The organism is Terrabacter sp. R4-6 (genome assembly GCF_057529065.1).
The window spans coordinates 4543451-4567899 of sequence record NZ_CP197224.1 but is presented as its reverse complement, the minus strand read 5'-3'; the positions used below and the strand labels follow the sequence as shown (position 1 = coordinate 4567899).

The 24449-nt window shown below is 70.5% G+C and carries 29 protein-coding genes and 1 tRNA gene; 17 read left to right on the top strand and 13 right to left on the bottom strand.

Translation table 11 applies throughout. From position 1 onward, the window contains the following. The first annotated feature begins 128 nt into the window (after positions 1-128). A complete protein-coding gene (locus ACSSS0_RS21125) occupies positions 129-983 on the top strand; it encodes a PAC2 family protein (protein WP_435987848.1) in 855 nt (284 codons plus the stop codon). Positions 984-1368: 385 nt separating this feature from the next. Here ACSSS0_RS21125 and ACSSS0_RS21120 read toward each other — a convergent pair whose 3' ends face one another. Beyond that, positions 1369-1551, bottom strand: a complete 183-nt coding sequence (locus ACSSS0_RS21120; RefSeq protein ID WP_487229526.1) for a hypothetical protein — start codon at positions 1549-1551, stop codon at positions 1369-1371. 210 nt (positions 1552-1761) lie between these two features. Between ACSSS0_RS21120 and ACSSS0_RS21115 the strand changes: the two genes are divergently transcribed. Continuing rightward, on the top strand, positions 1762-2193 hold the full coding sequence (locus tag ACSSS0_RS21115) for a hypothetical protein (protein ID WP_487229525.1): 432 nt from the start codon (positions 1762-1764) through the stop codon (positions 2191-2193). Between the two features lie 110 nt (positions 2194-2303). Further along, positions 2304-2834: a GNAT family N-acetyltransferase gene (locus tag ACSSS0_RS21110; RefSeq protein ID WP_487229524.1), complete on the top strand. Its 531-nt coding sequence runs from the start codon at positions 2304-2306 to the stop codon at positions 2832-2834. 448 nt (positions 2835-3282) lie between these two features. Here ACSSS0_RS21110 and ACSSS0_RS21105 read toward each other — a convergent pair whose 3' ends face one another. Together ACSSS0_RS21105 and ACSSS0_RS21100 are read right to left on the bottom strand one after the other, a co-directional pair. Next, the gene (locus ACSSS0_RS21105) at positions 3283-3636 is read right to left on the bottom strand and encodes a J domain-containing protein (RefSeq protein ID WP_487229523.1); all 354 of its coding nucleotides are present in this window, start codon (positions 3634-3636) and stop codon (positions 3283-3285) included. Between the two features lie 357 nt (positions 3637-3993). Further along, the gene (locus ACSSS0_RS21100) at positions 3994-4425 is read right to left on the bottom strand and encodes an Hsp20/alpha crystallin family protein (RefSeq protein ID WP_487229522.1); all 432 of its coding nucleotides are present in this window, start codon (positions 4423-4425) and stop codon (positions 3994-3996) included. A 29-nt stretch (positions 4426-4454) separates the two neighbouring features. On the opposite strand from ACSSS0_RS21100, the gene ACSSS0_RS21095 reads away from it, so the two are divergent. Then, the gene (locus tag ACSSS0_RS21095; RefSeq protein ID WP_487229521.1) at positions 4455-5087 is read left to right on the top strand and encodes a MerR family transcriptional regulator; all 633 of its coding nucleotides are present in this window, start codon (positions 4455-4457) and stop codon (positions 5085-5087) included. A 517-nt stretch (positions 5088-5604) separates the two neighbouring features. Here ACSSS0_RS21095 and ACSSS0_RS21090 read toward each other — a convergent pair. Beyond that, positions 5605-5883 (bottom strand): hypothetical protein, encoded by a 279-nt coding sequence (locus ACSSS0_RS21090; protein WP_487229520.1) that lies wholly within the window; start codon positions 5881-5883, stop codon positions 5605-5607. A 407-nt stretch (positions 5884-6290) separates the two neighbouring features. On the opposite strand from ACSSS0_RS21090, the gene ACSSS0_RS21085 reads away from it, so the two are divergent. The 5 genes from ACSSS0_RS21085 (at position 6291) to ACSSS0_RS21065 (ending at position 9589) form a co-directional block, all read left to right on the top strand. Further along, on the top strand, positions 6291-7235 hold the full coding sequence (locus ACSSS0_RS21085) for a cold-shock protein (RefSeq protein ID WP_487229519.1): 945 nt from the start codon (positions 6291-6293) through the stop codon (positions 7233-7235). 33 nt (positions 7236-7268) lie between these two features. Further along, on the top strand, positions 7269-7397 hold the full coding sequence (locus tag ACSSS0_RS21080; RefSeq protein WP_487229518.1) for an AAA family ATPase: 129 nt from the start codon (positions 7269-7271) through the stop codon (positions 7395-7397). 490 nt (positions 7398-7887) lie between these two features. Beyond that, positions 7888-8421, top strand: a complete 534-nt coding sequence (locus tag ACSSS0_RS21075) for a GNAT family N-acetyltransferase (protein WP_487229517.1) — start codon at positions 7888-7890, stop codon at positions 8419-8421. A gap of 162 nt (positions 8422-8583) precedes the next feature. Next, a complete protein-coding gene (locus ACSSS0_RS21070) occupies positions 8584-8913 on the top strand; it encodes a hypothetical protein (RefSeq protein WP_487229516.1) in 330 nt (109 codons plus the stop codon). 106 nt (positions 8914-9019) lie between these two features. After that, positions 9020-9589: a dihydrofolate reductase family protein gene (locus ACSSS0_RS21065; protein WP_435987850.1), complete on the top strand. Its 570-nt coding sequence runs from the start codon at positions 9020-9022 to the stop codon at positions 9587-9589. Between the two features lie 111 nt (positions 9590-9700). Here the strand turns inward: ACSSS0_RS21065 and mshC are convergent, their stop codons facing one another. From mshC to ACSSS0_RS21045, 4 genes are all read right to left on the bottom strand, one after another. Further along, positions 9701-10957: a cysteine--1-D-myo-inosityl 2-amino-2-deoxy-alpha-D-glucopyranoside ligase gene (gene mshC, locus ACSSS0_RS21060; protein WP_487229515.1), complete on the bottom strand. Its 1257-nt coding sequence runs from the start codon at positions 10955-10957 to the stop codon at positions 9701-9703. Positions 10958-11030: 73 nt separating this feature from the next. Continuing rightward, positions 11031-11840 (bottom strand): SCO1664 family protein, encoded by an 810-nt coding sequence (locus ACSSS0_RS21055; protein WP_487229514.1) that lies wholly within the window; start codon positions 11838-11840, stop codon positions 11031-11033. Then, positions 11824-12372, bottom strand: a complete 549-nt coding sequence (locus ACSSS0_RS21050) for a DUF3090 domain-containing protein (RefSeq protein WP_435986062.1) — start codon at positions 12370-12372, stop codon at positions 11824-11826. The genes ACSSS0_RS21055 and ACSSS0_RS21050 overlap by 17 nt, the downstream gene beginning before the upstream one ends. A 10-nt stretch (positions 12373-12382) precedes the next feature. Further along, positions 12383-13114 (bottom strand): MSMEG_4193 family putative phosphomutase, encoded by a 732-nt coding sequence (locus ACSSS0_RS21045; protein ID WP_487229513.1) that lies wholly within the window; start codon positions 13112-13114, stop codon positions 12383-12385. Between the two features lie 146 nt (positions 13115-13260). Between ACSSS0_RS21045 and corA the strand changes: the two genes are divergently transcribed. Next, positions 13261-14262: a magnesium/cobalt transporter CorA gene (gene corA / locus ACSSS0_RS21040; RefSeq protein WP_487229512.1), complete on the top strand. Its 1002-nt coding sequence runs from the start codon at positions 13261-13263 to the stop codon at positions 14260-14262. Between the two features lie 59 nt (positions 14263-14321). Here the strand turns inward: corA and ACSSS0_RS21035 are convergent, their stop codons facing one another. Together ACSSS0_RS21035 and ACSSS0_RS21030 are read right to left on the bottom strand one after the other, a co-directional pair. Then, positions 14322-15182 (bottom strand): undecaprenyl-diphosphate phosphatase, encoded by an 861-nt coding sequence (locus ACSSS0_RS21035; RefSeq protein ID WP_435986065.1) that lies wholly within the window; start codon positions 15180-15182, stop codon positions 14322-14324. Between the two features lie 170 nt (positions 15183-15352). Next, on the bottom strand, positions 15353-16420 hold the full coding sequence (locus ACSSS0_RS21030; RefSeq protein ID WP_487229511.1) for an LLM class F420-dependent oxidoreductase: 1068 nt from the start codon (positions 16418-16420) through the stop codon (positions 15353-15355). Positions 16421-16494: 74 nt separating this feature from the next. On the opposite strand from ACSSS0_RS21030, the gene ACSSS0_RS21025 reads away from it, so the two are divergent. Continuing rightward, the gene (locus tag ACSSS0_RS21025) at positions 16495-17430 is read left to right on the top strand and encodes an aldo/keto reductase (RefSeq protein ID WP_487229510.1); all 936 of its coding nucleotides are present in this window, start codon (positions 16495-16497) and stop codon (positions 17428-17430) included. Between the two features lie 49 nt (positions 17431-17479). On the opposite strand, the gene ACSSS0_RS21020 is transcribed toward ACSSS0_RS21025, so the two are convergent. Both ACSSS0_RS21020 and ACSSS0_RS21015 read right to left on the bottom strand, forming a co-directional pair. Then, the gene (locus ACSSS0_RS21020) at positions 17480-17914 is read right to left on the bottom strand and encodes a hypothetical protein (RefSeq protein WP_487229509.1); all 435 of its coding nucleotides are present in this window, start codon (positions 17912-17914) and stop codon (positions 17480-17482) included. 161 nt (positions 17915-18075) lie between these two features. Continuing rightward, positions 18076-18870 carry an SCO4651 family lipoprotein gene (locus ACSSS0_RS21015; protein WP_435986069.1) on the bottom strand — a complete coding sequence of 265 codons (795 nt, stop codon included), beginning with the start codon at positions 18868-18870 and terminating at the stop codon, positions 18076-18078. 184 nt (positions 18871-19054) lie between these two features. Between ACSSS0_RS21015 and ACSSS0_RS21010 the strand changes: the two genes are divergently transcribed. Further along, complete coding sequence (locus ACSSS0_RS21010; protein WP_435986070.1) at positions 19055-19240, top strand: DUF5703 family protein; 186 nt, start codon at positions 19055-19057, stop codon at positions 19238-19240. 32 nt (positions 19241-19272) lie between these two features. On the opposite strand, the gene ACSSS0_RS21005 is transcribed toward ACSSS0_RS21010, so the two are convergent. Next, positions 19273-20631, bottom strand: a complete 1359-nt coding sequence (locus ACSSS0_RS21005; RefSeq protein WP_487229508.1) for a M20/M25/M40 family metallo-hydrolase — start codon at positions 20629-20631, stop codon at positions 19273-19275. 121 nt (positions 20632-20752) lie between these two features. Between ACSSS0_RS21005 and ACSSS0_RS21000 the strand changes: the two genes are divergently transcribed. The 5 genes from ACSSS0_RS21000 to ACSSS0_RS20980 all read left to right on the top strand — a co-directional run bounded on the left by ACSSS0_RS21000 (position 20753) and on the right by ACSSS0_RS20980 (position 24448). Then, positions 20753-20839: transfer RNA gene (locus tag ACSSS0_RS21000), tRNA-Leu, on the top strand. A 123-nt stretch (positions 20840-20962) separates the two neighbouring features. Further along, positions 20963-21535, top strand: coding sequence for a MarR family winged helix-turn-helix transcriptional regulator (locus tag ACSSS0_RS20995; protein ID WP_487229507.1), 573 nt, complete (start codon positions 20963-20965; stop codon positions 21533-21535). Next, positions 21532-22350, top strand: coding sequence for an ABC transporter ATP-binding protein (locus ACSSS0_RS20990; protein ID WP_487229506.1), 819 nt, complete (start codon positions 21532-21534; stop codon positions 22348-22350). The genes ACSSS0_RS20995 and ACSSS0_RS20990 overlap by 4 nt, the downstream gene beginning before the upstream one ends. Beyond that, complete coding sequence (locus ACSSS0_RS20985; protein ID WP_487229505.1) at positions 22310-23131, top strand: ABC transporter permease; 822 nt, start codon at positions 22310-22312, stop codon at positions 23129-23131. Before ACSSS0_RS20990 ends, ACSSS0_RS20985 begins: the two co-directional genes overlap by 41 nt. Positions 23132-23179: 48 nt before the next feature. Beyond that, complete coding sequence (locus ACSSS0_RS20980; RefSeq protein WP_435986075.1) at positions 23180-24448, top strand: MFS transporter; 1269 nt, start codon at positions 23180-23182, stop codon at positions 24446-24448. Position 24449: the final 1 nt, after the last annotated feature.

Below are 24449 nucleotides of genomic sequence, written 5' to 3'. Positions count from 1 at the left end.
TGCGTGGGCAGCGGACGTCTCCCCGACGCGGGTGGGGCGCGCCCGCCCGCGGGACTCCGGCGCTTCGGTGGCGGCAGGTCCTAGGCTGGAGGTGTGGACGCGAGCGCGCCCACGGTGAAGGAGACATGGTGCTGGAGTTCGAGGACGTGCCGGAGCTGACCGATCCGGTGCTCATCGCGGCCTTCGAGGGCTGGAACGACGCCGGCGAGGCCGCCACGAGCGCGGTCCGTCACCTCGCGGAGGTCTGGGACGCGGAGGTCGTCGCGGCCTTCGACCCCGAGGACTACTACGACTTCCAGGTCAACCGCCCCCGCGTGTCGCTCGAGGAGGGTCGGCGCATGCTGGCCTGGCCCACGACCCGCATCCTCGTCGCGACCGAGACCGGCTTCGACCGCGACGTCGTGCTCGTGCAGGGCATCGAGCCCTCGATGCGCTGGCGCGCCTTCTCGATCGAGCTGCTCGAGCTCGCCGACCAGCTCGGCGTCACGACGATCGTCACGGTCGGCGCGCTGCTCGCCGACGTGCCGCACACGCGCCCGATCCCCGTGACCGCCACCGCCGAGGACGAGGCGGCGATCCACCGCTTCGACGTCGAGGCCTCGCGCTACGAGGGCCCCACCGGCATCGTCGGCGTGCTCAGCCACGCCGCCTCCGACGCGGGCATCCCGACGGTCTCGGCGTGGGCCGCCGTGCCGCACTACGCCGGCGGAGCCCCCTCCCCCAAGGCGACCCTCAGCCTGCTGCGCCGCATCGAGTCGCTCATCGGTGTCACCGTGCCGCACGGCGAGCTCGAGGAGAACGCCCGGGCGTGGGAGCGCGGCGTCGACGAGCTCGCGCAGTCCGACGAGGAGGTCGCCGAGTACGTCCAGTCCCTCGAGGAGGCACAGGACACCGCCGAGCTGCCCGAGGCGAGCGGCGACGCGATTGCGCGCGAGTTCGAGCGCTACCTCCGCGGGCGCGACGACGACCAGACGGGTCGCTAGGACCTCCTCGGCGACCCAGCGACCACGTATGCCGCCGGGTGCCCTCGGGTGCCCGGCGCTGGGCACCCGATCCACACACGTCCGGCCCATCACCCTGAGCAAACGATGAGTCAAGACGCCCGGACATGCCGCATTGAGACGGGACGTCCGATCATGCCGGAAAGGGTGCGAGTGTCCAGCAAGCTGCTAGGCATGAATGCTGTAGAGCCGCAGGCGATGGACTGGCTCGGCTGGGCCGGCGACGAACAACCCTCGAAACGTTCAGCATCGCTCGGACACGAATACGTTCCTTCGCTTCTTGGCAGCACTCGGGGCGCACGGTGAGGGCTGTGTCGAGGTTTCGCGAGGCGGTCACCCCCTTCCCCTGCTCGCCCTCTCGGCTGTTTCAGGTCACGGCGTGATCCATCAGTTCGAGTCCGAGGAGGAGTCCTACGTGCTCGGTGGCGACGGTTCTGTCCACGTCAGCGAACTCGTCGAGGTCCCGATCGTCGAGGGGTCCGGCACCTTCACGGGTGACTTCGTCCTCAGCCTTGACCTTGCGGTCAGTGTCGTCGAGGCGTTCGCTCAAGGCGCTCCCGTCGCCAGTCTTGGCGATTGGGTCGCCCTCCAAGAACGCGAGGCACATTGCGCGTTGAGGACGGGACGTCCGACCATGCCGCTCTCCGCGACCCGATATACCGACGCATCGTCGTTGGGAAGCCAGTAGCCGTCTCGTTTCACACGGACGGCAACTACGCGTGCTCATGGTCGATGCCCCATCCCTGTGCTTCCATGAATCATGGCAACCGCCCAGCGGTCCCGACTCTCCGCACGAGGCATCATCGGCGTCGGCCACCTGCTGGTGGGTGGGACGGCGTTGGCCTTCGCCGGCGTGATGATCGTCGCGGGTTCAGACTCCGGCGCCGAGCTGGGCGGAGTGTTTCTCCCCCTGGGGTTGTTGCTCGCTCTAGCCGCAGGAGTCTTCACGTACACGGCTGCCAATGGCCTCTTGCGTGGACGAAGGGATCGTCACGGCCCCTCGCTGATCCTCAGCATCGTCGAACTGGTAGCCGGAGCGGCCTTGGCCTCTGGGGTGATTGTCGCGGTGCAAGGCTACGGCGACCCCTGGCGCTCTCCTCTGCTGCCGCCATCGGCGCTATTCGTCGCTCTGGGCCTCGCCGGCCTCGTTCTTGAGCTCTCCGCACCCACGACAGCGCCGCCGACGCACTGAACTGCGCTGATCGTTCGTCCGACGAGGGTGTGTTCGACGTTGGCCGACACGGTGGCAGTTGGCTCGGCTCAGGCCTCCCCGCTGACTCACGGCTGAGCCTAAAATCTGGTGTGCTCGAACTCGTGCTACCCACCACCCGCCTGCACGACGCTCTCCTCGACTGCCGCAGGGAGTGGGGGCCCGGCGAGCATGAGGACGGGTTGATGCTCACTGACGAGGATGAGATCGAAGCGGTCGCGGGTTTCGCCGAATGGGTGCATTTCTGGCTGAGTCGCACGCATCCCGCAGGAGAGCGGTGTCCACCGTCCCCGCACTGCTCACCGCGGTGGATCATCGACGACGGGCAGGTGCTGGGCGGCATCGTCCTGCGGCACATCTACGACGACCAGGTCGGCCAGATTGGTTACGGGGTGCGCCCCTCTGCCCGCCGTCGCGGAGTCGCGAGTTGGGCCCTCGGCCAGATGCTCGTGGAAACGCGTGCGGCTTTGGACGTCGACCACATTCTCGTTCCGTGCCTCGATACGAACATTGCGTCTGCCAGGACGATCGAAAGCCAGGGCGGCGTCCTCGAGGGTCTGCGTGAACGTGAAGACGGCGTGCTCCTACGTCGCTACTGGGTCCCGGTGCCCGAGGCGGCGTAAGCGCTGCGCGGTTGCGTGCGCCGACTCGACGGCAAAGGCATGACGTACCTCAGGAGACGGCCACGATCGACAACCAGTCGGCAGAAGCTCGACGCCTGCTGACCACGACGCGAACGTACGGAGCAGACTCAAGGACGGCCTGACACACACGTTCAGCCTCGACTGGATCAACCAGATCCCGGTCGGCGCAGTATTCGGTCACCATCTCAACCAGAGGTTCCAGCGACATAATTGCGAAGCGGTCCCGTCGTGCTAGCCGCCGTGGCACCGAAGGCGGGCGGGCCCACGAAGCCAGATCAGTGGGCGATGCCGGCCAAGCACGACCGCCGTGACGACCTCCCATCCATCGGAGGTCCCGAGCTGCAGTCCCGTCGCGAACACCTGAGATCATCGGGGCGCTGCCCACGTCCTGACCTGCACGGCTCCGGCTCGCGGGCCTCCCGCAGGGTCAGGTGTGCCAGCGGACCGGGCCGGCCTGGATGGGCGGGTCGCCCGGCGGCGTAGGGGCATGGTGGACCCGGACGTTGACGGGGATGGCTGATCCGGAGGAGGAGCGTGGCCGGTCGTGGGCGGCGCGCCGGGCTGGGTCGCGGAGCTCCTCGTAGGCGGATAGGACCAACTGCAAGGCTTGGGCCGCTTCGTCTGTCCGGTCTGCCGCGTCGCCGCCTCCGCGGGGTCCGGCGCCACGGGTGTCCGGGTGGAGCTGGCGGAGCATCGCACGGTAGGCACGCCGTAGCTGGGCCGGCGTTGCGCTCGGCGTGACTCCGAGGACGGCGTAGAGGTCGATGGGTCTTGTCCTCATGGGCGTGATGTCCTTGGTGGCTGGCGGGTGCGGTGGGTGGGATGGTCGTGGTCCCGGCCACCGGAGCGGCCGGGACCACGGGTGGACGACTGCTGCCGGCCCGGTCAGGTGTGTATGCCGTGCGGGCGCGAGCGTCGCGAGCTGTTCCGTCAGACGCTCAGAGTGAAACGTGCGGGCGAGCAAGGCAGTCACGTCCGAAACGGTGCTCGGGGTGTGGTCATCACCTGCCCTTCATTCTGTAGCTGTCGTGTCGTGGCTGTGCGTGGCCGGTGGCCTCATCCGCGCGGGTCGGGCGGGGGGCCGATCGCGGTCGGCGGGCATGTTCAGGGTCGCAGGCACGTCACTCACCCACCCGTCTCAGGCGTCGATGGAGCGCCGATCCTCACCGTTGCTGGTGATGGAGATCTTGCGCGGCTTCGCCTGCTCGGCGACGGGGACCGCCAGGGAGAGCACCCCGCTGTCGTAGCTCGCCGTGATGTGCTGCGTGTCGAGGTTGTCGCCGAGCATCAGCTGGCGGTTGAACACCCCTCGTGGGCGTTCTGCCGCGATGAGCTCGGCGTCGCTGGCTCGAGCCGCGCGTTCGGCTTTGACGGTGACCACGTTGCGTTCGACGTCCACGTCGATCGAGTCCGGGTCGACGCCCGGCAGGTCGAACTCGACATGGAGGGTGTCACCATCACTCCACGCGTCCATAGGCATGACCGACGGGCGTGCCAAGGTGCCGTTGGTGCCGAGAACTTGTTGGGTCAGGCGGTCCAGCTCACGGAAAGGGTCGGTGCGCATCAGCATCGTCTCCACCTCCATCGCGTCGTCTTCTGATGCTCCTTGCCTCGTCCACAATCGCGGCCACGACGTGCGGTGCGCTCTGTGGCATGCGCTATAGATTTTTTGTAGCACCGGTGGGAGGCTGGTGCAAGAGGGCAGCTGCCAGAAAGTTGCCGCACGAAGGAGCGTGGTCGATGAGCGGGCCGAGACCAGCGAGCGACCAGGGCGTCTACGGGATCTCGACCGCCGCGGAGCTGGTCGGGATGGGCGTGCAGAACCTGCGACTCTACGAGGCCCGTGGCCTGCTGGAGCCCGATCGCACCGAGGGCGGCACGCGCCGCTACAGTGCCGACGACCTCGCCCGGTTGCGTCGCATCAGCGACCTGCTCGGGGCCGGGCTCAATCTGGCCGGCATCGCGATGGTGCTCGATCTCGAAGCCGAGAACACCGCACTACGAGCGCGTAGAAGGAGGACGACAGTGGCTGACAACCGCATCGACCCCAGCGAGGAGATCCCCGAGGCCGACCTCCTCGAACAACGGGCTCCGGTCGACCCCGACGCCGTGCCCGACACCCCCGCCGCCGTCCTCCTCGACGCCCCGGCAGACCCCGTCGACGAGGCGGACCGGCTCGAACAGCAGGCGGAAGTTCCAGACGAGGCCGAGGATGACTACCCACGCGAGTGACGGACGCTGCGTAGACCGCCATCGGTCCTGTCACGCGCCTTGAGGACGGGACGTCCGACCGTGCCGCGGACAGATCACGGGGTGTCTGCCTCCGATACGTTCTGGAGACGCCTCTGTCCCTCGATTCCGACGAGTTCACGACGAGCATCGACGACGGCTCACCGACCACGGCCCATCACGGCGCGATGGTCTCCTCCACCGAGGGATGGTCGTTCCACGGTCGAGCGACCTTGCTCGTTGCGAACGGTCCAGGCGAGGACGCGTTCCTGCTGCCTCGGATGACCGGCTCCGGCCCGGATCTGGCACCTGAGCGTTGGGATCAGGCCGTCGCGTCAGCCGGTGCGGTGCGGCTGCTGGCTTCGCGGGCGCACATCATCTGCCCTGTCATAGACCTGCTCCACGCGAACCGGGAGCCTGGTCGCCCGAGGCAGGGCACCACGGCCGGCGGTGGCGGGTAGCTCTCGCGAACTCCGCATCACCGCAGGTGGCGAACGGCCCCGCGCCGCCGCCGGGCGCGCTACAAGTCCAAGAGCCCGCTGGCCAACTCCCTCCTGATCGTCCACTGCCGATCGCCGGGTACGGCGGCAGGAAACCCGCCGCACCGGAACAGCAGGTTCCGGTAGGCCACGAACGGCACCTCCACCTCCCCGACGAACAGACCCTCGGCGGTCCCGTCCGGAACTCGGACGCCGTAAGGGTCATCGCCGCTCTTCGGGTCCTCTTTCTCGCCGCTCCATTCCCGCCAGGCCTCGTACTCGCCCTCGAAATGGTCACGGATCGACATCTCCGGGTACATGGCGCCCTCGGCCAGCTCGGATGCGTGCCCACGAGCCATACGTCTCCCACGGTCCGAAGCCAGGACGACACAGCTATCGGCACCGGGCCGAACCGGTTCTGGAGCCAGGAGTCAAGAGCCGGAGCCGCAGCTGACGGGGGGGTGGTGTGGGGTCACGGGACTGCGTGTCTCGTCGTTGGTGTGGAAGACGTAGCCCTGCGATCGCAGCCGCCCCACCAGGACCTCGATGTCGTGCCGAGCCCGGGAGGCGATTGCCGCACACGCCCGCCGTCGGCGCGACGCCCTGAGGTGATGTCGCCATCGGGCACGTACCGGCAGTACGAGCACCTTCTGCCGATGGACGCTGGTCGCGGTCCCGTCGGGGACACTGGGGGAACACCGACCGTAGCTTCGACAAGGAGTCAGCCGTGACCGAGGGAACCGTTCGCTGGTTCGATGCCGACCGGGGGTTTGGATTCATCGCCCTCGGCCAGGAGGCAGAGGACCTGTACGTGCACGCGTCCGAGATCGTCAGCGACGACGCGACGAAGCTGCTCCGGGAGGGTCAGGTGGTCGAGTTCGAGATCGGCGAGGGGGACCGCGGCCCGCAGGCACGCCGAGTCCGGGTCACAGCCGACCAGGCCGCCGATGCACCGTTGGGCGTGCTCGGCACCGTTGCCTGGTACGAACCTGCCAAGGGGTACGGCTTCATCACACCCGACGACGGTGGTGCCGAGGTCTTCGTGCACAGTTCGGCCATCGTGGCCGGCGGCGTGGTCTCGGAGGGGCAGCGGGTGGCGTTCCTCGTCGTCGACGGGGAGAAGGGGCCGCAGGCGGACCATCTGCTGCCCTTGGGCGCCCAGGGCGCCGAGCAGGCCGTGGCATCCGACGGGGCGGACGGCAGCGTGTCCTGGTACGACGCGGACAAGGGCTTCGGGTTCATCACCCCCGATTCGGGCGACCCCGATGTGTTCGTCCACGTCCGGGCGCTGGCCGACGGGCTCCCCGAGCTGGGCGAAGGGGACCGGGTGACGTACGACATCGTCGTGAGCGACAAGGGCCCGCAAGCTCGCGACGTGCGCCTCGTGCGCAGCTCGACACCGCGGCGCGCGCCCGCGGCGTCGACGACCCGCGCTCGGTCGGGCCACCGGGAGGCATCCCACGTCCCGGCGCGCGGAGGCGAGGGAGTGGTGGCGCGATACGACGCGGAGCGGGGGTTCGGCTTCATCGCTCCGGACGCGGGAGGCGCGGACCTGTTCGTGCACGTGTCGGTCCTCAGAGGCGCTGACGCGCTGCACCAGGGCGATCGGGTCCGTTACCAGGTCCGTCAGAGCGACCGAGGACCACAGGCCGACCGGGTCGAACGGGTGTGACGGCCCGCCGGGCACACACGCTTGGATGGGCAGGTGGATGCGACACCGAGACCGCCCGCCGCCGTGACTCCGACCCTGACCGTCCTGGCGGGGCGGCCTGGCACTGGCAAGACAACGCTGGCGACTGCTCTGGCCCGCCGGCTGCGGGCGTGCTGCGTGTGAGTGGATGCGGCAGAGACAGCACTTCGACGGGTTCGGCCTTCAGGTCCGCACGGAGGGCTACGCCGTGGTTCATGAGCTCGCCGTCTCCAACCTCCTTGTCGGTCTCGACGTCGTCGTTGACGCCGTCAACCCGGTTCCAGAAGCTCGAGCTGGATGGCGCGAAACGGCCCACCGTGGCAGGGCTCAGCTGCTGCAGGTCGAGACATGGCTTCCGGACCAGGTCGAGCACCGTCGCCGGGTCGAGGCTCGAACAGGCGACATCCCTGGCCATCAGGTCCCGTCGTGGCACGAGGTCGAGACCCAGCTCTGGGTGCCGTGGGACTCGGAGCGGGACGGCCCTCGCACCCTCATCGACACCAGCGACTCACGCGACGCCCTGATCACTCTCTTGGCAGTCCATCAGTCTTCGTAGCGACGTCCTCTCTCGCGACAGACAGCCATAGTCCCCTCCATCGGCGTTGCCCCTGCGCCTGGTCGCTAGGTTGCGTCCATGCGAACCATCACGTCAGAGCGACTCATTCTCAGACCGTGGGATGCCGACGACGCAGATTTCCTTCTTGATCTCGAGGGTCGCTGGGACGTGGTGCGCTACCTGGGGGCCGACCCGACGACCATGACCTCTCACGACGAGGCGGTCGCCTCCATCGAACGCCGCCGTACCACCAGCGCGCACCCCATCCATGGCATCTGGGTCATCACCGACCGGACCGGCGCACGGCTCGGGAACCTTCTGCTCAAGCCCATCCCGCTGTCGACAGGCGAAGAGCCGTCGGACCCTGCCGAGGTCGAGATCGGATGGCACCTGCACCCTGACGCCTGGGGGCGCGGATACGCGACCGAGGCCGCCGCCGCCGTGTCCGCCGCCGCCTTCGCCCGCGGCCAAGGCCGGATCATCGCCGTGACCCACCCCGACAACCACGCTTCGCAGGCCGTATGCCGGCGCATCGGCATGCGCCACCGGGGCACGACGACCCGATACCTGGACATGTCCAGCGAACTGTTCGAGCTGGCCTCGGAGCGATGAGCGGCATCGTGCCGCACACCGAGCGAGCGTACGCACGTGCCGCCTTCCGAGGGATCGTGCCGTTGGGCGAACGTGCCGTTGCGGGAACGACCGCGCTTCACCGAGGTTGCCCGGCCCGTCATCATGAGAGACTGCCGGTCCCTTGGCTCTTGAGAGGTGTTCATGTCCGACGTGGCCGTTGACCGCCCGAGGATCGTCTGTCTCTGCGGTTCCCTGCGCTTCGGCAGAGAGTTTGCGGCTGAGCGCACGCGCCTGACGCTCGATCTGGCGATCGTCTTGGCTCCGGAGGCCACCGACGTGTCCGTGCCGGACCCTTCCGTCGTCCGCTCACTGGGAGAGCTGCACCTCCGCCGGATCGACCTCGCAGACGAGGTGCGAGTCGTGAACCCCGGCGGCTATGTCGGAGAGGCCACCCGGCGCGAGATCGCGTACGCCGACGCATTGGGCAAGCGCGTGACGTACGTCCACGAGCCGGCTACGACGGACAGCTGAGCACGACGTTGTCGAGTGGGTGGGATCGTGCGCGACGGGAGATGACGCCGACAGTTCTCGGTACCGTCCGTTGAAGACGCGCCGCGCATCAAGGGAGAGCAACGAGATGAGACCACTTCGATACTCGATCAACGTCACCCTCGACGGCTGCTGCCATCACGAGGCAGGGCTGCCCCCCGACGAGGAGTCGATGGGCTACTGGACCGCCGAGATGGAACGAGCCGATGCCCTGCTCTTCGGCCGGGTGACCTACGAGATGATGGCGTCGGCGTGGCGGCGGCCGGCCACGGGCACGTGGCCCGACTGGATGGATGAGTGGGAGATCCCGTTCGCCGAGGCCATCGACCGGACGAGGAAGTACGTCGTGTCGAGCACGCTGGACGGCGTCGACTGGAATGCCGAGCTGGTGCGAGGCGACCTGGGGCAGGCGGTCCAGCGGCTCAAGCAGGAGCCAGGCCAGGGCCTGTTCGTGGGTGGCGTGACGCTCCCCCTGGCTTTGGCCGACCTCGGCCTGATCGACGAGTACGTGTTCCTGGTGCAGCCGGTCCTTGCCGGACACGGGCCGACGTTGCTCGCCGGCCTGCGCGAGCGCATCCGGCTCGAGCTCGTGGACCGCCATGAGTTCCGGTCGGGTGCGGTCGCCCTGCGATACCGGCCCACGCGAGGAACGGCGTGACCTGACCCGGCCTGGCACGTGGGCCAGCCGGTGCACGCCCGAGCCGCACCGCGGCCGCGAGCCTCCCGACGCCGCCCCGGTGACCGAGATGCCCGAGCGCCCCAGAGCTGGTCAGAGACGCACGCCGAGGAGCGCGTCGAGGGCGCGGCCGAGCACACCCGGAGCACCCGGGTCGTCGCCGCCGCGGGTCAGCGACTGGCTGGCCCAGCGGTCGACCGCCTCGAGCGCCCGGGGGCTGTCGAGGTCGTCGGCGAGGGCCGCCCGGATGTCGTCGACCGTCTGGTCGGCGACCGGTCCGCCGTTGCCCGACAGCGCCTCGCGCCAGGTGGCGAGCCGCTGCTGGGCCTCGGCGAGCTGGTCGTCGGTCCACATCCAGTCGTGAGCGTGGTGGCGGGCGAGGAGGGCCAGGCGGATCGCCATCGGGTCGACGCCGTCTCGGCGCAGCTTCGAGACGAGCACGAGGTTGCCCTTGCTCTTGCTCATCTTCTCGCCGTCGAGGCCGACCATCCCCTGGTGCACGAAGGAACCGGCGAACGACTCCGAGCCGCTGAGCGCGCGACCGTGCGCCGAGCTCATCTCGTGGTGGGGGAAGACGAGGTCGGTGCCCCCACCCTGGACGTCGACCGGGATGCCGAGGTGGTCGAGCGCGATGCAGGCGCACTCGATGTGCCAGCCGGGGCGGCCGGACCCGAGGCTGCCGCCGTCCCACTCGGGCTCGCCCTCACGGTGCGCCCGCCACAGCAGGGCGTCGAGACGGTTGCGCTTGCCCTCGCGGTCGGGGTCGCCGCCGCGCTCGGCGAAGACCGCCATCATGCCGGCCTCGTCGAGGTGGCTGACGGAGCCGAAGCGCGGATCCCTCGCGACGTCGAAGTAGTAGTCCTGCGCACCCTCGCGGGACGCGTCGGGGGCCGGCACGGCATACGCCCAGCCGTCGGCGACGAGCTTTTCGACGGGGCCCACGAACGTCGGGATGCTCTCGACCGCGCCGAGGTACTCGTCGGGCGGGATGACGGCGAGCGCGGTCATGTCCTCGCGGAAGAGCGCGATCTCGCGCGTCGCGAGCTCCCTCCAGTCGACGCCGTCGCGCTCGGCCCGCTCGAGCAGCGGGTCGTCGATGTCGGTGATGTTCTGGACGTAGCGCACCTCGTGCCCGCTGTCGCGCAGGGCCCGACCCAGCAGGTCGAAGGTCACGTAGGTCGCCGCGTGGCCCAGGTGCGTCGCGTCGTAGGGCGTGATGCCGCAGACGTAGAGGGTGACGACGTCGCCGCGCGCGGCGGGCACGAGGTCTCCGGATGCCGTGTCGCGGACTCGCACCTCGGGTGCGCTGCCGGGAACCTTGGGGATGAACGGCATCGGCCAACTTCTCACGCGCAGACTCTATCCCGGCGCCGACCGTGCCTCGGGACCGGTCAGGACCGCGGGCTCCCCTCGGCGGGTGACGTCACAGCGGCGGCCACGGGACGGACGGCCAGTCCGGGCTCGGGAAGGGGTGCACACCGCGGTCGATGAGGCGCCTCACCCGCTGGGCCAGGGCGTCCACGTCGTCCTCGGGGAGCAGCGCGAGGAGACGCTGCCGCGGCTCGTCGTCGGCCAGCGCGTCACGCAGGCGAGCCAGGCGCGAGAGGTCAGCCTCGGCGATCGGCTCCCCCGCCCAGCCCCACAGCACCGTGCGCAGCTTCGGGGTCGGCGAGAACGTCACGCCGTGGTCGATGGCCCAGAGCCGCCCCTCCCGGTCCCGGAGGCAGTGCGAGCCCTTGCGGTCGGAGTTGTTGAGGGCCGCGTCGAGCACGGCGAGGGACCGGACGTCCTTGGCGCCGGAGTGCACGACGGTCACGGCCGAGCCGGCCGGGGTCTCGCCGTCGAAGACCGCGTGCCAGCCGTCGGGCGTACGCCCCTCCGGCACCAGGTCGACGACGACGTCGTCGTCGACGGGATCGAACGGGTCGCCGATCCACAGCTGCACCGACCCGGGCCCCAGGGGCCCGTCGCGCAGGACCGTCGGGGGGACGACGTGCCAGCCGCCGAGCTCCGAGACCACCTGCGCCGCCACCTCCCTGCCGGCCAGCGTGCCGTCGGGGAAGTCCCAGAGCGGGCGCTCCCCCCGGACCGGCTTGTAGATGACGTGGCCACCGGGAACGCTCGAGATGCGCGCCACGACCGCGAGGTTCGAGGACTCCGTGATGCGCCCGAGGACCTCGAGCTCGCCGGTCAGGTCGACCGACGCCGGGGTCGCGTCAGCGCTTGTAGCCATTGGCCCGCGGGCAGATGTGGCCCGTGGGGTCGAGCGGGCTGCCGCAGAAGGGGCACGGCGGACGGCCGGCGGCGACGAGCGCGTTGCTGCGCCGAGCGAAGGCGCGGGCCTCGGCCGGCGTCAGCGCGACCCGGATCGAGTTGCGCCCGAGCGGGCCCACCTCGTCGTCGTCCGCGTCCTCGTCGACCTCGTCCGGGTCGTGGTCGTGGCACTCGATGACGAGCTTCTGCGACTCCTCGTCCCACGCGAGCGAGAGGGTCTGCACGTGCCAGTCCTCGTCGAACGGCGTCTGCAGCGGGTCGGTGTCCTCCGGCGCACCCCCGGGCTCCCCCGGCTCGACCGCGGCGCCGGGCGCGAGCTGGTCGAGCACGTCGTTGATGCGGTCGGCGAGGATCGAGACCTGCTGCTTCTCGACGCCCACGGTGACGACGAGGGGGCCGGTGCTCGCCTGGAGGTAGAAGGCCCGCTGGCCGGCCGGGCCGACCGTCCCGGCGACGAACCGGTCAGCGGGATCGAAGTCCTGGACCGTCATGCGCTCGACCCTATCCGACGCTTCCGGGTGCTCCGGCGCCCCCGCCCACGACGGCGTCGCCGTCCTCGGCGGCGGGCTTCTCGGGCGGTCGCAGGCCGGTCAGGTCACCCCCGACGTCGTTGAGCCGCAGGACGAACGGCTTGCGGCTCGTGTAGCGCACGACGCTCACCGAGGCGGGGTCGACGTTGATCCGCTGGAAGTCGTCGAGGTGGGCACCGGTGGCGTGCGACAGGATCGACTTGATGACGTCGCCGTGCGACACCGCGACCCAGACGGCGTCCTTGCCGTGCGTCTCGAGGATGCGCGCGTCGGTCTCGCGGACGGCCCGCAGGGCGCGCTCCTGCATCTCCACCATCGACTCGGCTGGGTATGCCGCCGAGTCGGGGAAGCGCGCCTCGCTGGGTCGGTCCTGCACGACCTTCCAGAGCTCCTCCTTCGCGAGCTCCGCGATGGGTCGCCCGGTCCACGCGCCGTAGCGGCACTCACCCAGCCCCTCGTGCACGCTGCGGGCCACGTGCGCCGGGAGCGGGGCGGCCAGCAGGTCAGCCGTCTGCACGCACCGGTCGAGCGGTGAGCTCAGGACCTCGACGACGGGCAGCACTGCCGCGGCGAGCCGCTGGCCGACGGCGGCGGCCTGGGCCTCCCCCGTCTCGTCGAGGAAGACCCCGGGCATCCAGCCGGCGAGGGTGCCTGCGGTGTTCGAGGTGGAGCGCCCGTGGCGCACGAAGATGACGGTGGGCACGAGCGCCACCCTAGCCCGGCCTCGTCACGCCACCCCACGTCACCACCACCGTCACCACCACGTCACCCGCCACGCCAGCACCGCGTCACCCGCGGCACGCGCCTGCCTGCGGGACGTCGACGAGCGGACGTGGTGAAGTAGGAGATGTGATCGTGGACAAGGCCATCTACCGCAACGGCCGGCGGCAGGGCTGCGGCGACCTCAGCGACGAGCTCGACGTGCTGCGCCTGACCCAGGACGGCTTCCTCTGGATCGGCCTCAAGGACCCGACCGACCAGGAGTTCGACCTCGTCAACGAGGAGCTGCACCTGCACCCGCTCGCCGTCGAGGACGCGGTCAACGGGCACCAGCGGGCCAAGATCGAGAAGTACGAGTCGTCGGTGTTCGTCGTGCTCAAGACGTTGCGATACATCGAGGTGACGAGCGACATCGAGACCGGTGAGGTCATGCTCTTCATCGGCGACCGTTTCGTCGTCACCGTCAGGCACGGCGAGGGCAACCCGCTCGCCGGCGTGCGCCAGCGGCTCGAGACCGAGCCGGAGCGGCTCGACCACGGCCCGATGACGGTGCTGCACGCCGTCATGGACTCGGTCGTCGACAACTACCTCGTCGTCGACCGGGAGGTGCGCCAGGACCTCGAGCAGATCGAGGAGCAGGTCTTCGCCTCCGACATCGGCGGCGACGCGAACACCATCTACCGGCTCAAGCGCGAGGTGCTGGAGTTCCGCCGGTCCAGCCAGCCCCTCGCCGACACGCTGACCCAGTTCATGGAGCGGGCCCGGGGACGCGGGCTCACCGAGGAGATGCTGCCCTTCTTCCGCGACGTCGCCGACCACCTGCGCCTCGTCAACGACCACGTGGAGTCCTACGACCGCCTCCTGACCGACGTCCTGTCGGCGCACCTCGCAAGCGTCTCGGTCAAGCAGAACGAGGACATGCGGCGGATCTCCGCCTGGGTCGCGATCGCCGCGGTGCCGACGATGATCGCCGGCATCTACGGCATGAACTTCGAGCACATGCCCGAGCTGACCGCGAGCGTGCGCCTCGGTGACGGCGAGTTCCAGTACGGCTACTTCCTCGTGCTCGCGGTCATGGCCACGGCGTGCGTCGGCCTCTACCGGGCGTTCAAGCGCTCGGGCTGGCTCTAGGACGACGGACGGCCGGCCCCCTCGATGGGGAGCCGGCCGTCCGGTGTCTGTGCGGGACGTCAGGTCGCGGTGATGACGCCACCGGCGAGGACACCGGCCAGCAGGACGCCGAGCACCACGCGGTACCAGACGAAGGGCATCAGGGTGTGACCCGCGACGAAGCGCAGCAGCCAGGCGATCGACGCGTAGGCCACGACGAAGGCCACGACGAGGCCGACGAGCACCGGGCCGACACCGAGGGCCGACAGCCCGTCCTTCTCCTCGACGGCCTGGAAGAGGCCGGCGGCGGTGAGGGCCGGGATCGCGAGGAAGAAGCTGAGCCGGGTGGCCGTGACGCGGTCGATGCCGCGGGCGATGCCGGCCGAGATCGTCGCGCCCGAGCGCGACACACCGGGGATGAGCGAGAAGCACTGGATGAGCCCGATGACGACGCCGTCGACCGGGCGCACGGAGTGCTCACCACGGAGCTGGCCACGAGCCTCGTACCCGGCGTAGATGCGCTCGGCGAGGACCATGACGACGCTCCAGAGGAGCAGCGCCGCCGCCACGACCCAGAGGCTGCGCAGCCCGCCCGAGATGAGGTCGCGCCCGACGAAACCGACGATGCCGACGGGGATCGAGCCGATGACGACCGCCCACGCGAGGCTGTAGTCGGGGTCCTTGCGGCCCTCCGCGCTGGCGAGACCGCGGACCCAGGCGAGCGCGAAACGCACGATGTCGCGGAAGAAGTAGAGCAGCGTCGCCGCGATCGCACCGAGCTGGATGACGGCGGTGTAGGCCGTCACGGCCGGGTCGCTCACCTCGAGGCCGAGCAGCTTCTCGGTGATGGTCAGGTGACCGGTCGAGGACACGGGAAGGTACTCGGTGAGGCCTTCGACGACACCGAGGATGACGGCGTCGAGGTAGCTGAGGTCAGCCATGGGTCAGGGTGGGCCTTCTGCGCAGGAGGAACGGGACGGGCCGCTGGTCCCGACGGGGAGCGGCCGCTGGGCACAATGTCGCACCCTATCCGCAACGTGGACTGGGAGTGGTCGTGGGCGAGCGGCGCGGAGACGAAGCCCTCGGGAACGTCCGGCGCCGGGTGCTGCGCCTACCGGCTCGGTGTGAGACCGGCGGTCGCGGCCACGACCTCCAGCGTCGCCAGCGCCTGGTCGCGCGTCATGCCGCCCCCGACGGCGACGGCCAGTGTGGTGACGCCGGCCTCCTCGTAGCGGCCGAGCCGCTGGGCGATCCGCTGGGGCGAGCCCAGCAGGGCCGTCTCGTCGATGAACTCGAGCGGCACGGCCGCCGCGGCCTCGCGGTGGCGTCCGGCGAGGTAGAGGTCCTGGATGCGCGCCGCGGCCTCCTCGAAGCCCATCCGGCACGCGAGCTGGTTGTAGAAGTTCTGCTCGCGCGAGCCCATGCCGCCGATGTAGAGCGCGCAGTAGTCGCGCACGTGCTCCGCCGCCTCCTCGACGTCGTCGACGAGGACGACCGGCGTCGTCGCCACGACGTCGAAACCGGTCATCGGCGCGTCGGCGGGTCCCCGCCCGCCCCGTCGGCGACCGGCCTCGAGGGTCGCGAGCTGCTCGGCGGCGTGCTCGGGGCTGAAGAAGATCGCCAGCCAGCCGTCGGCGATCTCACCGGTCAGCTCGAGGTTCTTGGGGCCGACGGCCGCGAGGTAGACCGGCAGGTCGGGTCGCACGGGGCGCGCGGAGAGCTTGAGCGGCTTGCCCGGGCCGCCCGGCAGCGGGAGCGGGTAGTGCGGACCGGCGTGCGTGACGGTGTCGCGGCGCAGGGCGGCGCGCACGATCTCGACGTAGTCGCGCGTGCGGCCGAGAGGGCTGCGGAACGGCACGCCGTGCCAGCCCTCGCTCACCTGCGGACCGGACACCCCGAGCCCGAGCCGGAACCGGCCGCCGGACATCGTGTCGATCGTCGCCGCCGTCATCGCCGTCATCGCCGGGGTGCGCCCGGGGATCTGCATGACGGCCGACCCGAGGTCGACGTGCTCGGTCAGCGCCCCGATCCACGCGAGCATCGACGGGCTGTCCGAGCCGTACGCCTCTGCCACCCACACGCTGTCGTAGCCGAGCCGGTCGGCGGCCTGCGCGACCGCCACCTGGTCCTGCCCCGTCGTGCCGCGTCCCCAGTAGCCGAGATTCACACCGATCCTCATGGATCGCAGGCTATCGGCGCCGTCGCCGACGTGGCGGCCCTCGGGGTGCGGCGTCGGCCACTACCGTTCGTGGCATGCGCAGGCGTCTCGGCTCGTCCGGTCTCACGGTCACCCCCCTCGCCCTCGGGACCATGCTGTGGGGCAACGCCGTCGACCGCCACGAGGCCGGTGACCACCTGCGCGCGTTCGTCGAGGCGGGGGGCAACCTCGTCGACACGGCGTACGGCTACGGGGGCGGTGACGCCGAGACCATCCTCGGAGGCCTGCTGGACGGCACCGTCCCGCGCGAGGAGCTCGTCATCTGCACCAAGGCGGGCATCTCCCGGGCCGGTGGCCAGCGTCGGGTCGACGTGTCGCGGCGCGGGCTCATGGCCCAGCTCGAGACGTCGCTGGGGCGACTCGGCACCGACCACGTCGACCTGTGGCTCGTGCACACGTGGTCCGACGAGGTGCCGCTGACGGAGACGCTCTCCGCGCTCGAGTGGGCGGCGGCGTCAGGTCGGGCCCGCTACGTCGGCGTCTCCAACTACTCCGGCTGGCAGTCCGCGCGCGCCTTCAGCCTGCTCGAGTCCGCTCGAATCCCCTTGGTGGCCAACGAGATCGAGTACTCCTTGGTATGCCGCACGCCGGAGCACGAGGTCGCGCCGGCTGCGACGTCACTCGGTTACGGGCTGCTGCCCTGGTCGCCGCTGGGACGCGGCGTGCTCACCGGCAAGTACCGCAACGGCATACCGTCGGGGTCGCGGGCGGCGTCGAACGACTTCCCCGGCTTCGCCGAGCGCTTCCTCGACGAACACGCCAGGCATGTGGCCGACGCGGTGGCGATGGCTGCGCGTGGCCTCGGGGCCAAGCCCGCCGAGGTGGCGCTCGCCTGGGTCCGTGACCGGCCCGGTGTCGCCGCGCCCATCGTCGGCGCCCGCACGGCCGCCCAGCTGCGCTCTGCGCTCGCGAGCCTCGAGCTGTCGCTACCGTCGGAGATCGTCGCCGCCCTGGACGACGTCTCGGCCTGATCCGGCCGCACGCGGCCCGCGGGGCCGCAGTGACCGCCCCACGTAGGTCTCAGGCTCGCGTGTCGGAGCCCTCGGTCACGCCGTCGTCGAGGGGGTCGTCCTCGTCGTCCTCGTCCTCGTACTCGTCATCGTCGTCGTCGTCGTCGTCGTCGTCATCGTCATCGTCGTCGTCGTCGTCGTCGTCGTCGTCGTCGTCATCGTCGTCCTCGTCGTAGTCGTCCGAGTCGAGCCCGGCGTAGACGCGGCCCTCGGTGCCGTCCTCGTCCTCGTGACCGTCGAAGTCGTCGCCGTAGATCGCGAGGGGCGTCGCGACCTCGGTCGCCTCGTACAGCGCCTCGTCGTAGTCGTCGAAGGCCTCGGCGAGGTCCTGCGCCGCCGCCATGACCATGGGGTGGTCGGGGTCTCGGCTCGCGTTCGCGGCCTCGAGGTGGCGTTCGAGGGCGGCGATCAGCTGCTCGAGGGCGGAGCGGGGGTCGACGGTCATGCATCGACCGTAGTCGACCCGCACGACCGAGCGCACCGAATCCGGGCCCGGAAACACCCGGGAACACAGCGATCCCGCAGCGAGCCGTGCTCGCTGCGGGATCGTTCACGCGTGGTTGGCGGGCCGTTCACCGGTCGCCGGCGTGGCGTGTCACGAGGACGTCACATGGGTGCCTTGACGGTGTCGGCGGCCGGCGGGGCGGTGATGTCGACGGGCTCGCCGTACTTGCTCATCGTCATGTCGGCCTTGACGCCGGAGAGGTCGAAGGTGACCTTGCGCAGCTGGTCCTTCTCGTCGAGCCACGCGGTGTACGTGATGGTGGCGGGCATCTTCGTCTTCTCGTCGGCGGGCAGCTGGGCCTGCATCGCCTTGGTGTCGAGCGTCAGGTCGTACTTCCAGGTCTTCTCGCCGTCGATGGTGTCCTCACCGACGTACTTGACGTCCTGCACGGCCGCGCCGAACTGGTCGTACATCTTGGTCGGGTCGGCCTGGTCGAGGGACTGCGAGAGCTGCTTGCCGAGCGTCGAGCTGCTGTCGATGACGGCCCACTTGCCGGCGGCGAGGCCCGGGAAGCCCTTCATGTAGACCTTCTTGTCGACGAGGATCATGTCGAGCTTCATCGAGGAGCCCATGTCCATCGTCATCTTCATGGCCGGGTTGCTCGCGTCGACCTTCGTGTCGCCGGTGATCGCGATCTTCTGGCCGGCGGCGTCCATCGCCATCGTGACGTGGGCCGTGGTGGCGTTCTTGCCGGCGGCCTTCATCGCGGCGACGAACGACGCCTTGTCCTTGTACGGCTGGCCGGCGGCGGGCGCGTCGCTCGTCGCGGACGCGGACCCGGCCTGGGTCTGTCCGGCCGCGGGAGCCGGGCTCTCGCTCTTGCCACAGGCGGCGACGCCGAGGACGGCCGGAAGGACGATGACTGCTGCCGCGACGCGGCGGGTGTTCCATTTCATGTGTGTTGACCTCCTGGGCCCTTGACGCCGGGCGGTGCCAGGCGGTTCCCCTGCTCGCCGCGCGGGACCGCACGCGGTCCCGGGTCTGCGGACGGATGACCCAGCGACGGTACCGCGGCCGCCTGAGCGCCACGCCGCGCATACGGTCTCGGTGGGGTCACGGTTGGTGTCAGAATGGACGGCGATGACGGAGTACGAGTACCGGGTTCTCACGTTCGACCGCCACACGTCGAAGGCCCAGGCCAGACAGGCGGTGCGTGAGCACGCCGAGTACGGCCGCTGGGAGCTGTCCCGCACCGTGATCTACGAGGGCGGCATCCGGCGGATGTGGCTGCGCCGAAAGATCATGCGCGTCGAGCGCACGGCCTGACCCGACGCCTGATCTGGCGGTGGGGCCGGCCGTCAGCAGGTGCGCAGGAAGTCGCCGAGGACGCGCGCCCCGAAGCGCAGCGACGACGTGGGCACGCGCTCGTCGAGGCCGTGGAACATCGGCGCGAAGTCGAGGTCGGCCGGCAGCCGCAGCGGTGCGAAGCCGTAGCCGCTGATCCCGAGCCGGCCCAGCGCCTTGTTGTCGGTGCCTCCGGAGAGGCAGTACGGCAGGACGGCCGCCTCGGGGTCCTCGCGCAGCAGCGCCTGCTTCATCGACTCGACGAGGTCGCCGGAGAAGGGCGCCTCGATGGCGACGTCGCGGTGGACGACCTCGACCTCGACGTGCTCGCCGGCCAGCTCACGGATCGTCGCCATGAGCGCGTCCTCGTGCCCGGGCAGGAAGCGGCAGTCGACGGCAGCGGTCGCGGTCTGGGGGATGACGTTGTGCTTGTAGCCCGACTCGAGCATCGTGACGTTGGCCGTGTCGCGCAGCGTCCCCCGCACGAAACCCTGGGCCCCGCCGAGCGTGGCGAGCAGCGGCTCGAGGTCGTCGTCGGACGACGAGATCCCGGTCATCGTGCCCAGGGTGTCGAGCAGCTCGCGGACCGACGCGATGTACTCGCGCGGCCACTCGTGGGCAGCGATGCGGCCGATCGCGGCGGCGAGGCGGACGATGGCGTTCTCGTCGTTGGGCACCGACCCGTGACCCGCCCGGCCGTGGGCTCGCAGCCGCAGCCACGCGATGCCCTTCTCGGCGGTCTGCAGGAGGTAGGCGCGCTGCTCGCCCCGGGGGGTCGGCACCGTGACGCTGTAGCCGCCGACCTCGCTGATCGCCTCCGTCACACCCTCGAACCACTGGGGGTGGTGGTCGACGAGCCAGTGGCTGCCGTAGGTGCCGCCGGCCTCCTCGTCGGCGAAGAAGACGAACGTCGTGTCACGGGCGGGCTTCGTGCCGGTGCGGGCGAAGTGACGGATGTTCGCGAGGATCATCGCGTCCATGTCCTTCATGTCGACCGCTCCCCGGCCCCAGATGCAGCCGTCGCGCTCCTCCGCGGCGAAGGGGTCGACCTGCCAGTCGGCGGCGTCGGCCGGCACCACGTCGAGGTGGCCGTGGACGGCGAGTCCGGGTCTCGAGGAGTCCTCACCCTCGAGGCGGACGACGACCGTGGCCCGGCCCGGCTCGCTCTCGAGGAGGGTGCCCTCGAGGCCGACCTCGTCGAGCTGCGCCATGACGTACTCGGCGGCCTGGCGCTCCCCCGGACCCGACCCGTCGCCGTAGTTGGAGGAGTCGATCCGGATGAGCTCGGCGCAGATCCGCACGACCTCCTCCTCGGGCGTCACGGCAGTCTGTCCCGAGGTCGTCACGGTGCGGTCGGCGTCGTCGTGGCTCATGCCGATCAGCGTATGCCGCCGCATCCGGCCGCCTGCAGCCGCCCGTTTGGTCTTTTGGTCGGGCCCCGTGTAACGTTTCGCCTCGCCGCAAGGGATTCCCACGAGCCTCTTGCAACACCTTGTCGGGGTGGCGGAATGGCAGACGCGCTAGCTTGAGGTGCTAGTGCCCTTAACGGGCGTGGGGGTTCAAGTCCCCCCCTCGACACCATGAGACCCCCGGGTTCCTGCAGGTCAGGACCCGGGGGTCTTCTCGTGTCCCGACAGCGTCTTCGGGACACGGCAGCTCCGCGTTTCTCTGGTCACTGCTCTGCGACAGACGTAATCTTCGACCGTGAGCGACGAGAACGTGGCCGGGCTGGCGGACGACCTCTACGACGTCATCGGACTGCTGCGCCGTCGGTCGCGCCGTCTCGTCGGCGCTCCCCTGCCCGAGCTCGCCCTGTCCGGGGCCCAGCTCGAGCTGCTGCGCGTCGTGCGCCGCAACCCGGGCATCACCGTGGCCGAGTCCGCGCGCGTCCTCGGGCTCGTCGCCAACACCGTCTCGACCCTCGTCGGCCAGCTGCTCGCCCTCGGGGTGCTCGTCCGCGAGCGCGACGCGACTGACCGCAGGGTGGCCCGGCTCGACCTCACGCCCTCGGCTCGCGAGGGCCTGGAGCAGTGGCGGGACCGTCGGGCGCAGTCCACCGCGGTGGCGCTCTCGGGACTCCCGGCCGCCGACCGCGCGCGACTGGCCGCGGCGCTGCCGACCATCGCGCGCATCGCCGCGGACCTCCCGGAGTCCCCCGAGTCCCCCGAGTCGCCGGAGTCCCCGGACGTCACCGCACCGCAGCGCCCCGAGCCCACCGTCGCCGTCGCCCTGGCCGTCGACCGCCCGGACGAGCCGTCCGCCGACGACCGTCCATGACGTCGGCCATCGACATCCGGGGGCTCGGCTACAGCTTCGGGACGCACCGGGCCGTCGACGACCTCACCCTCGCCGTCGAGCAGGGAGAGTGCTTCGGTCTGCTCGGGCCCAACGGTGCCGGCAAGACGACGACGATCCGCCTGCTCAACACCCTCCTGCCCCTGCAGACCGGCGAGGTCGCGATCTTCGGGCGCTCGGTGCGCACGGACGCGATGGTCGTGCGGCGGCTGCTCGGCTACGTGCCGCAGCAGCTGTCCATCGAGGGCGCGCTGACGGGCCGCGAGAACGTCGAGTGGTTCGCCCGACTCTTCGACGTCCCCCGTCGCGAAAGGCGGGCTCGCGTCGACGAGGTGCTCGACATGGTCGACCTGCGCGGGGACGAGTCGCGGCTGGCCGCGACCTACTCCGGCGGCATGGTGCGTCGCCTCGAGCTCGCGCAGGCACTCGTCAACCGCCCCGCGCTGCTCGTCCTCGACGAGCCGACCGTCGGGCTCGACCCCGTCGCCCGGGACAGCGTGTGGCAGCGGGTCGCCGAGATGCAGCGTGACCACGGGATGACGGTGCTGCTCACGACGCACTACATGGAGGAGGCCGACGCCCTCTGCGACCGGGTGGCCCTCATGCACCGCGGCGCCCTGCGCGCCCTCGGCTCCCCCGACGAGCTGAAGACCGCCGCCGGCGAGGGGGCCAGCCTCGAGGACGTCTTCCGCCACCACACGGGCGAGGCCCTCGGCGAGCGCGGCGACGTCGAGGGAGAGAAGGGAGGGCTGCGCGGTGTCCGAGCGACTCGTCGAACCGCCCGCCGTCTGGGCTGACCGGCAGAGCCGGACCGGCACACGGCTCCTCGTGTCGCGCATCGGCACGTTCTGCCTCGTCGAGCTCCAGAAGCTGCGGCACGACCGCAGCGAGCTCGTCACCCGGGCGATCCAGCCCATCCTCTGGCTCGTCATCTTCGGTCAGACCTTCAGCCAGATCCGCGCCATCCCCACCGGCGGCATCCCCTACCTCGACTTCCTCGCCCCGGGCGTCATCGCCCAGTCGGCCCTGTTCATCGCGATCTTCTACGGCATCCAGATCATCTGGGAGCGCGACGCCGGGGTGCTGACCAAGCTCCTCGTGACGCCGACGCCAAGAGCCGCCCTCGTGGCCGGCAAGGCGTTCGCCGCGGGTGTGCGATCGGTGGCGCAGGCCGTCATCGTCGTCCTCGTCGCGGCCGTCATGGGAGTGGCGATGACGTGGAACCCCGTGCGGCTGCTCGGGGTGGTCGTCGTCGTCATGCTCGGCGCCGCGTTCTTCTCGTGCCTCTCGCTCAGCATCGCCGGGATCGCCCTCAAGCGCGACCGGCTCATGGGCATCGGCCAGGCGATCACGATGCCGCTCTTCTTCGCCTCCAACGCGCTCTACCCGATCGAGATGATGCCGGGCTGGCTCCAGGTCATCAGCCGGGTCAACCCGCTCACCTACGAGGTGTCGGCGCTGCGCGGTCTGCTGATCGGCACACCCACGAACTACTGGGTCGACCTCGGGGTCCTCGTCGGCAGCGCCGTCGCCGGCATCGTGTGCGCTGCGGCCCTCATCGGGCGACTCGCGCGCTGACCACGTCCCGACACCGGGGACGGCACCGGTGACCGTACGCTGTGCCGCGTGACCTTCCTGCGCGCCCTGTTCACCCTGCTGCGTGGGCGCGGATTCCGTCGGCTCTTCGTCAGCCGGGTCACGTCGTCGTTCAGCGACGGCATCTTCCAGGTCGCCCTCGCCAGCCACGTCCTGTTCAACCCGGAGAAGGCCGCCGACGCACGCGGGATCGCGATCGCCTTCGCCATCGTGCTGCTGCCCTACACGGCGCTCGGGCCGTTCGTCGGGGTGCTCCTCGACCGGTGGCCGCGCAAGCGCGTCATCGTCGTGAGCCAGCTCATCCGCGCCGTGGCGATCCTGGGCGTCACCGGCCTCGTCACGGGCGCCGACACCGGACCGGCCTTCTTCGGCCTCGTCCTTCTCGTCTTCTCGGTCAACCGGTTCATCCTCGCCGGGCTCGCATCGGCCATGCCCCACGTGGTCCCCCGCGAGGACCTCGTCAGCGCCAACTCGGTCGCTCCGACGTGCGGCTCCCTCGCCTACCTGCTCGGTGGGGTCGTCGGCACCGGGGTCCGCGCGCTCGGCGGCAGCGACGTGCTCGACGTCCTCCTCGCCGCCGTGGGGGTCCTCGTGGCGGCGTGGGCCGCGACCCGGCTGCCGTTCATCGGTCCGGACGACACGAGCGGCGCACCCTCGGTCGGGCAGATCACGAGGTCGGTCGTGACGGGCCTCGTCGAGGCCGTGCACACGCTGCCGCGGCGGGCCCGTCTGCTGCTCGTCCTCGTCTTCCTCACCCGCCTCCCGTTCGGCTTCCTGCTGCTGCAGACCCTGCTGCTCTTCCGCGGCCCGTTCGAGTCGGGCCACGGCGCGCGCGGCTTCGGCATCGCCGCCGCCGCGTCGGCGCTCGGGTTCGCCTCGGCGGCCTTCGTCACCCCGTGGCTGGCCCCCCGGCTGACCGCCGTGCCGTATGCCGCCCGGATGCTCGCGCTCGGCGCGCTCGTGTGCGCCGTGCTGGGTCCGTTCCTCACGCCCTGGAGCATCGTCGTCGTCGGCTTCGTCGTCTCGTTCACCTCGCAGTGCGTCAAGATCACCGTCGACTCGCTCCTGCAGGCCCACGTCGACGACCACCTGCTCGGCCGGGCCTTCTCCGCCTACGACGTCGTCTACAACGCCGGCATGGTCGCGGCCGCTGCCCTCGGCGCGCTCGTCCTGCCGGAGAGCGGGCTCGCGTGGTGGCCGCTCGTGGCCTTCGCCTGCCTCTACGGGGCGACCGCGATGCTCCTCGGCCGGCTCTGGACCCGGGCCACGGTGCTCGACCACGAGCGGCCACTAGGCTGAC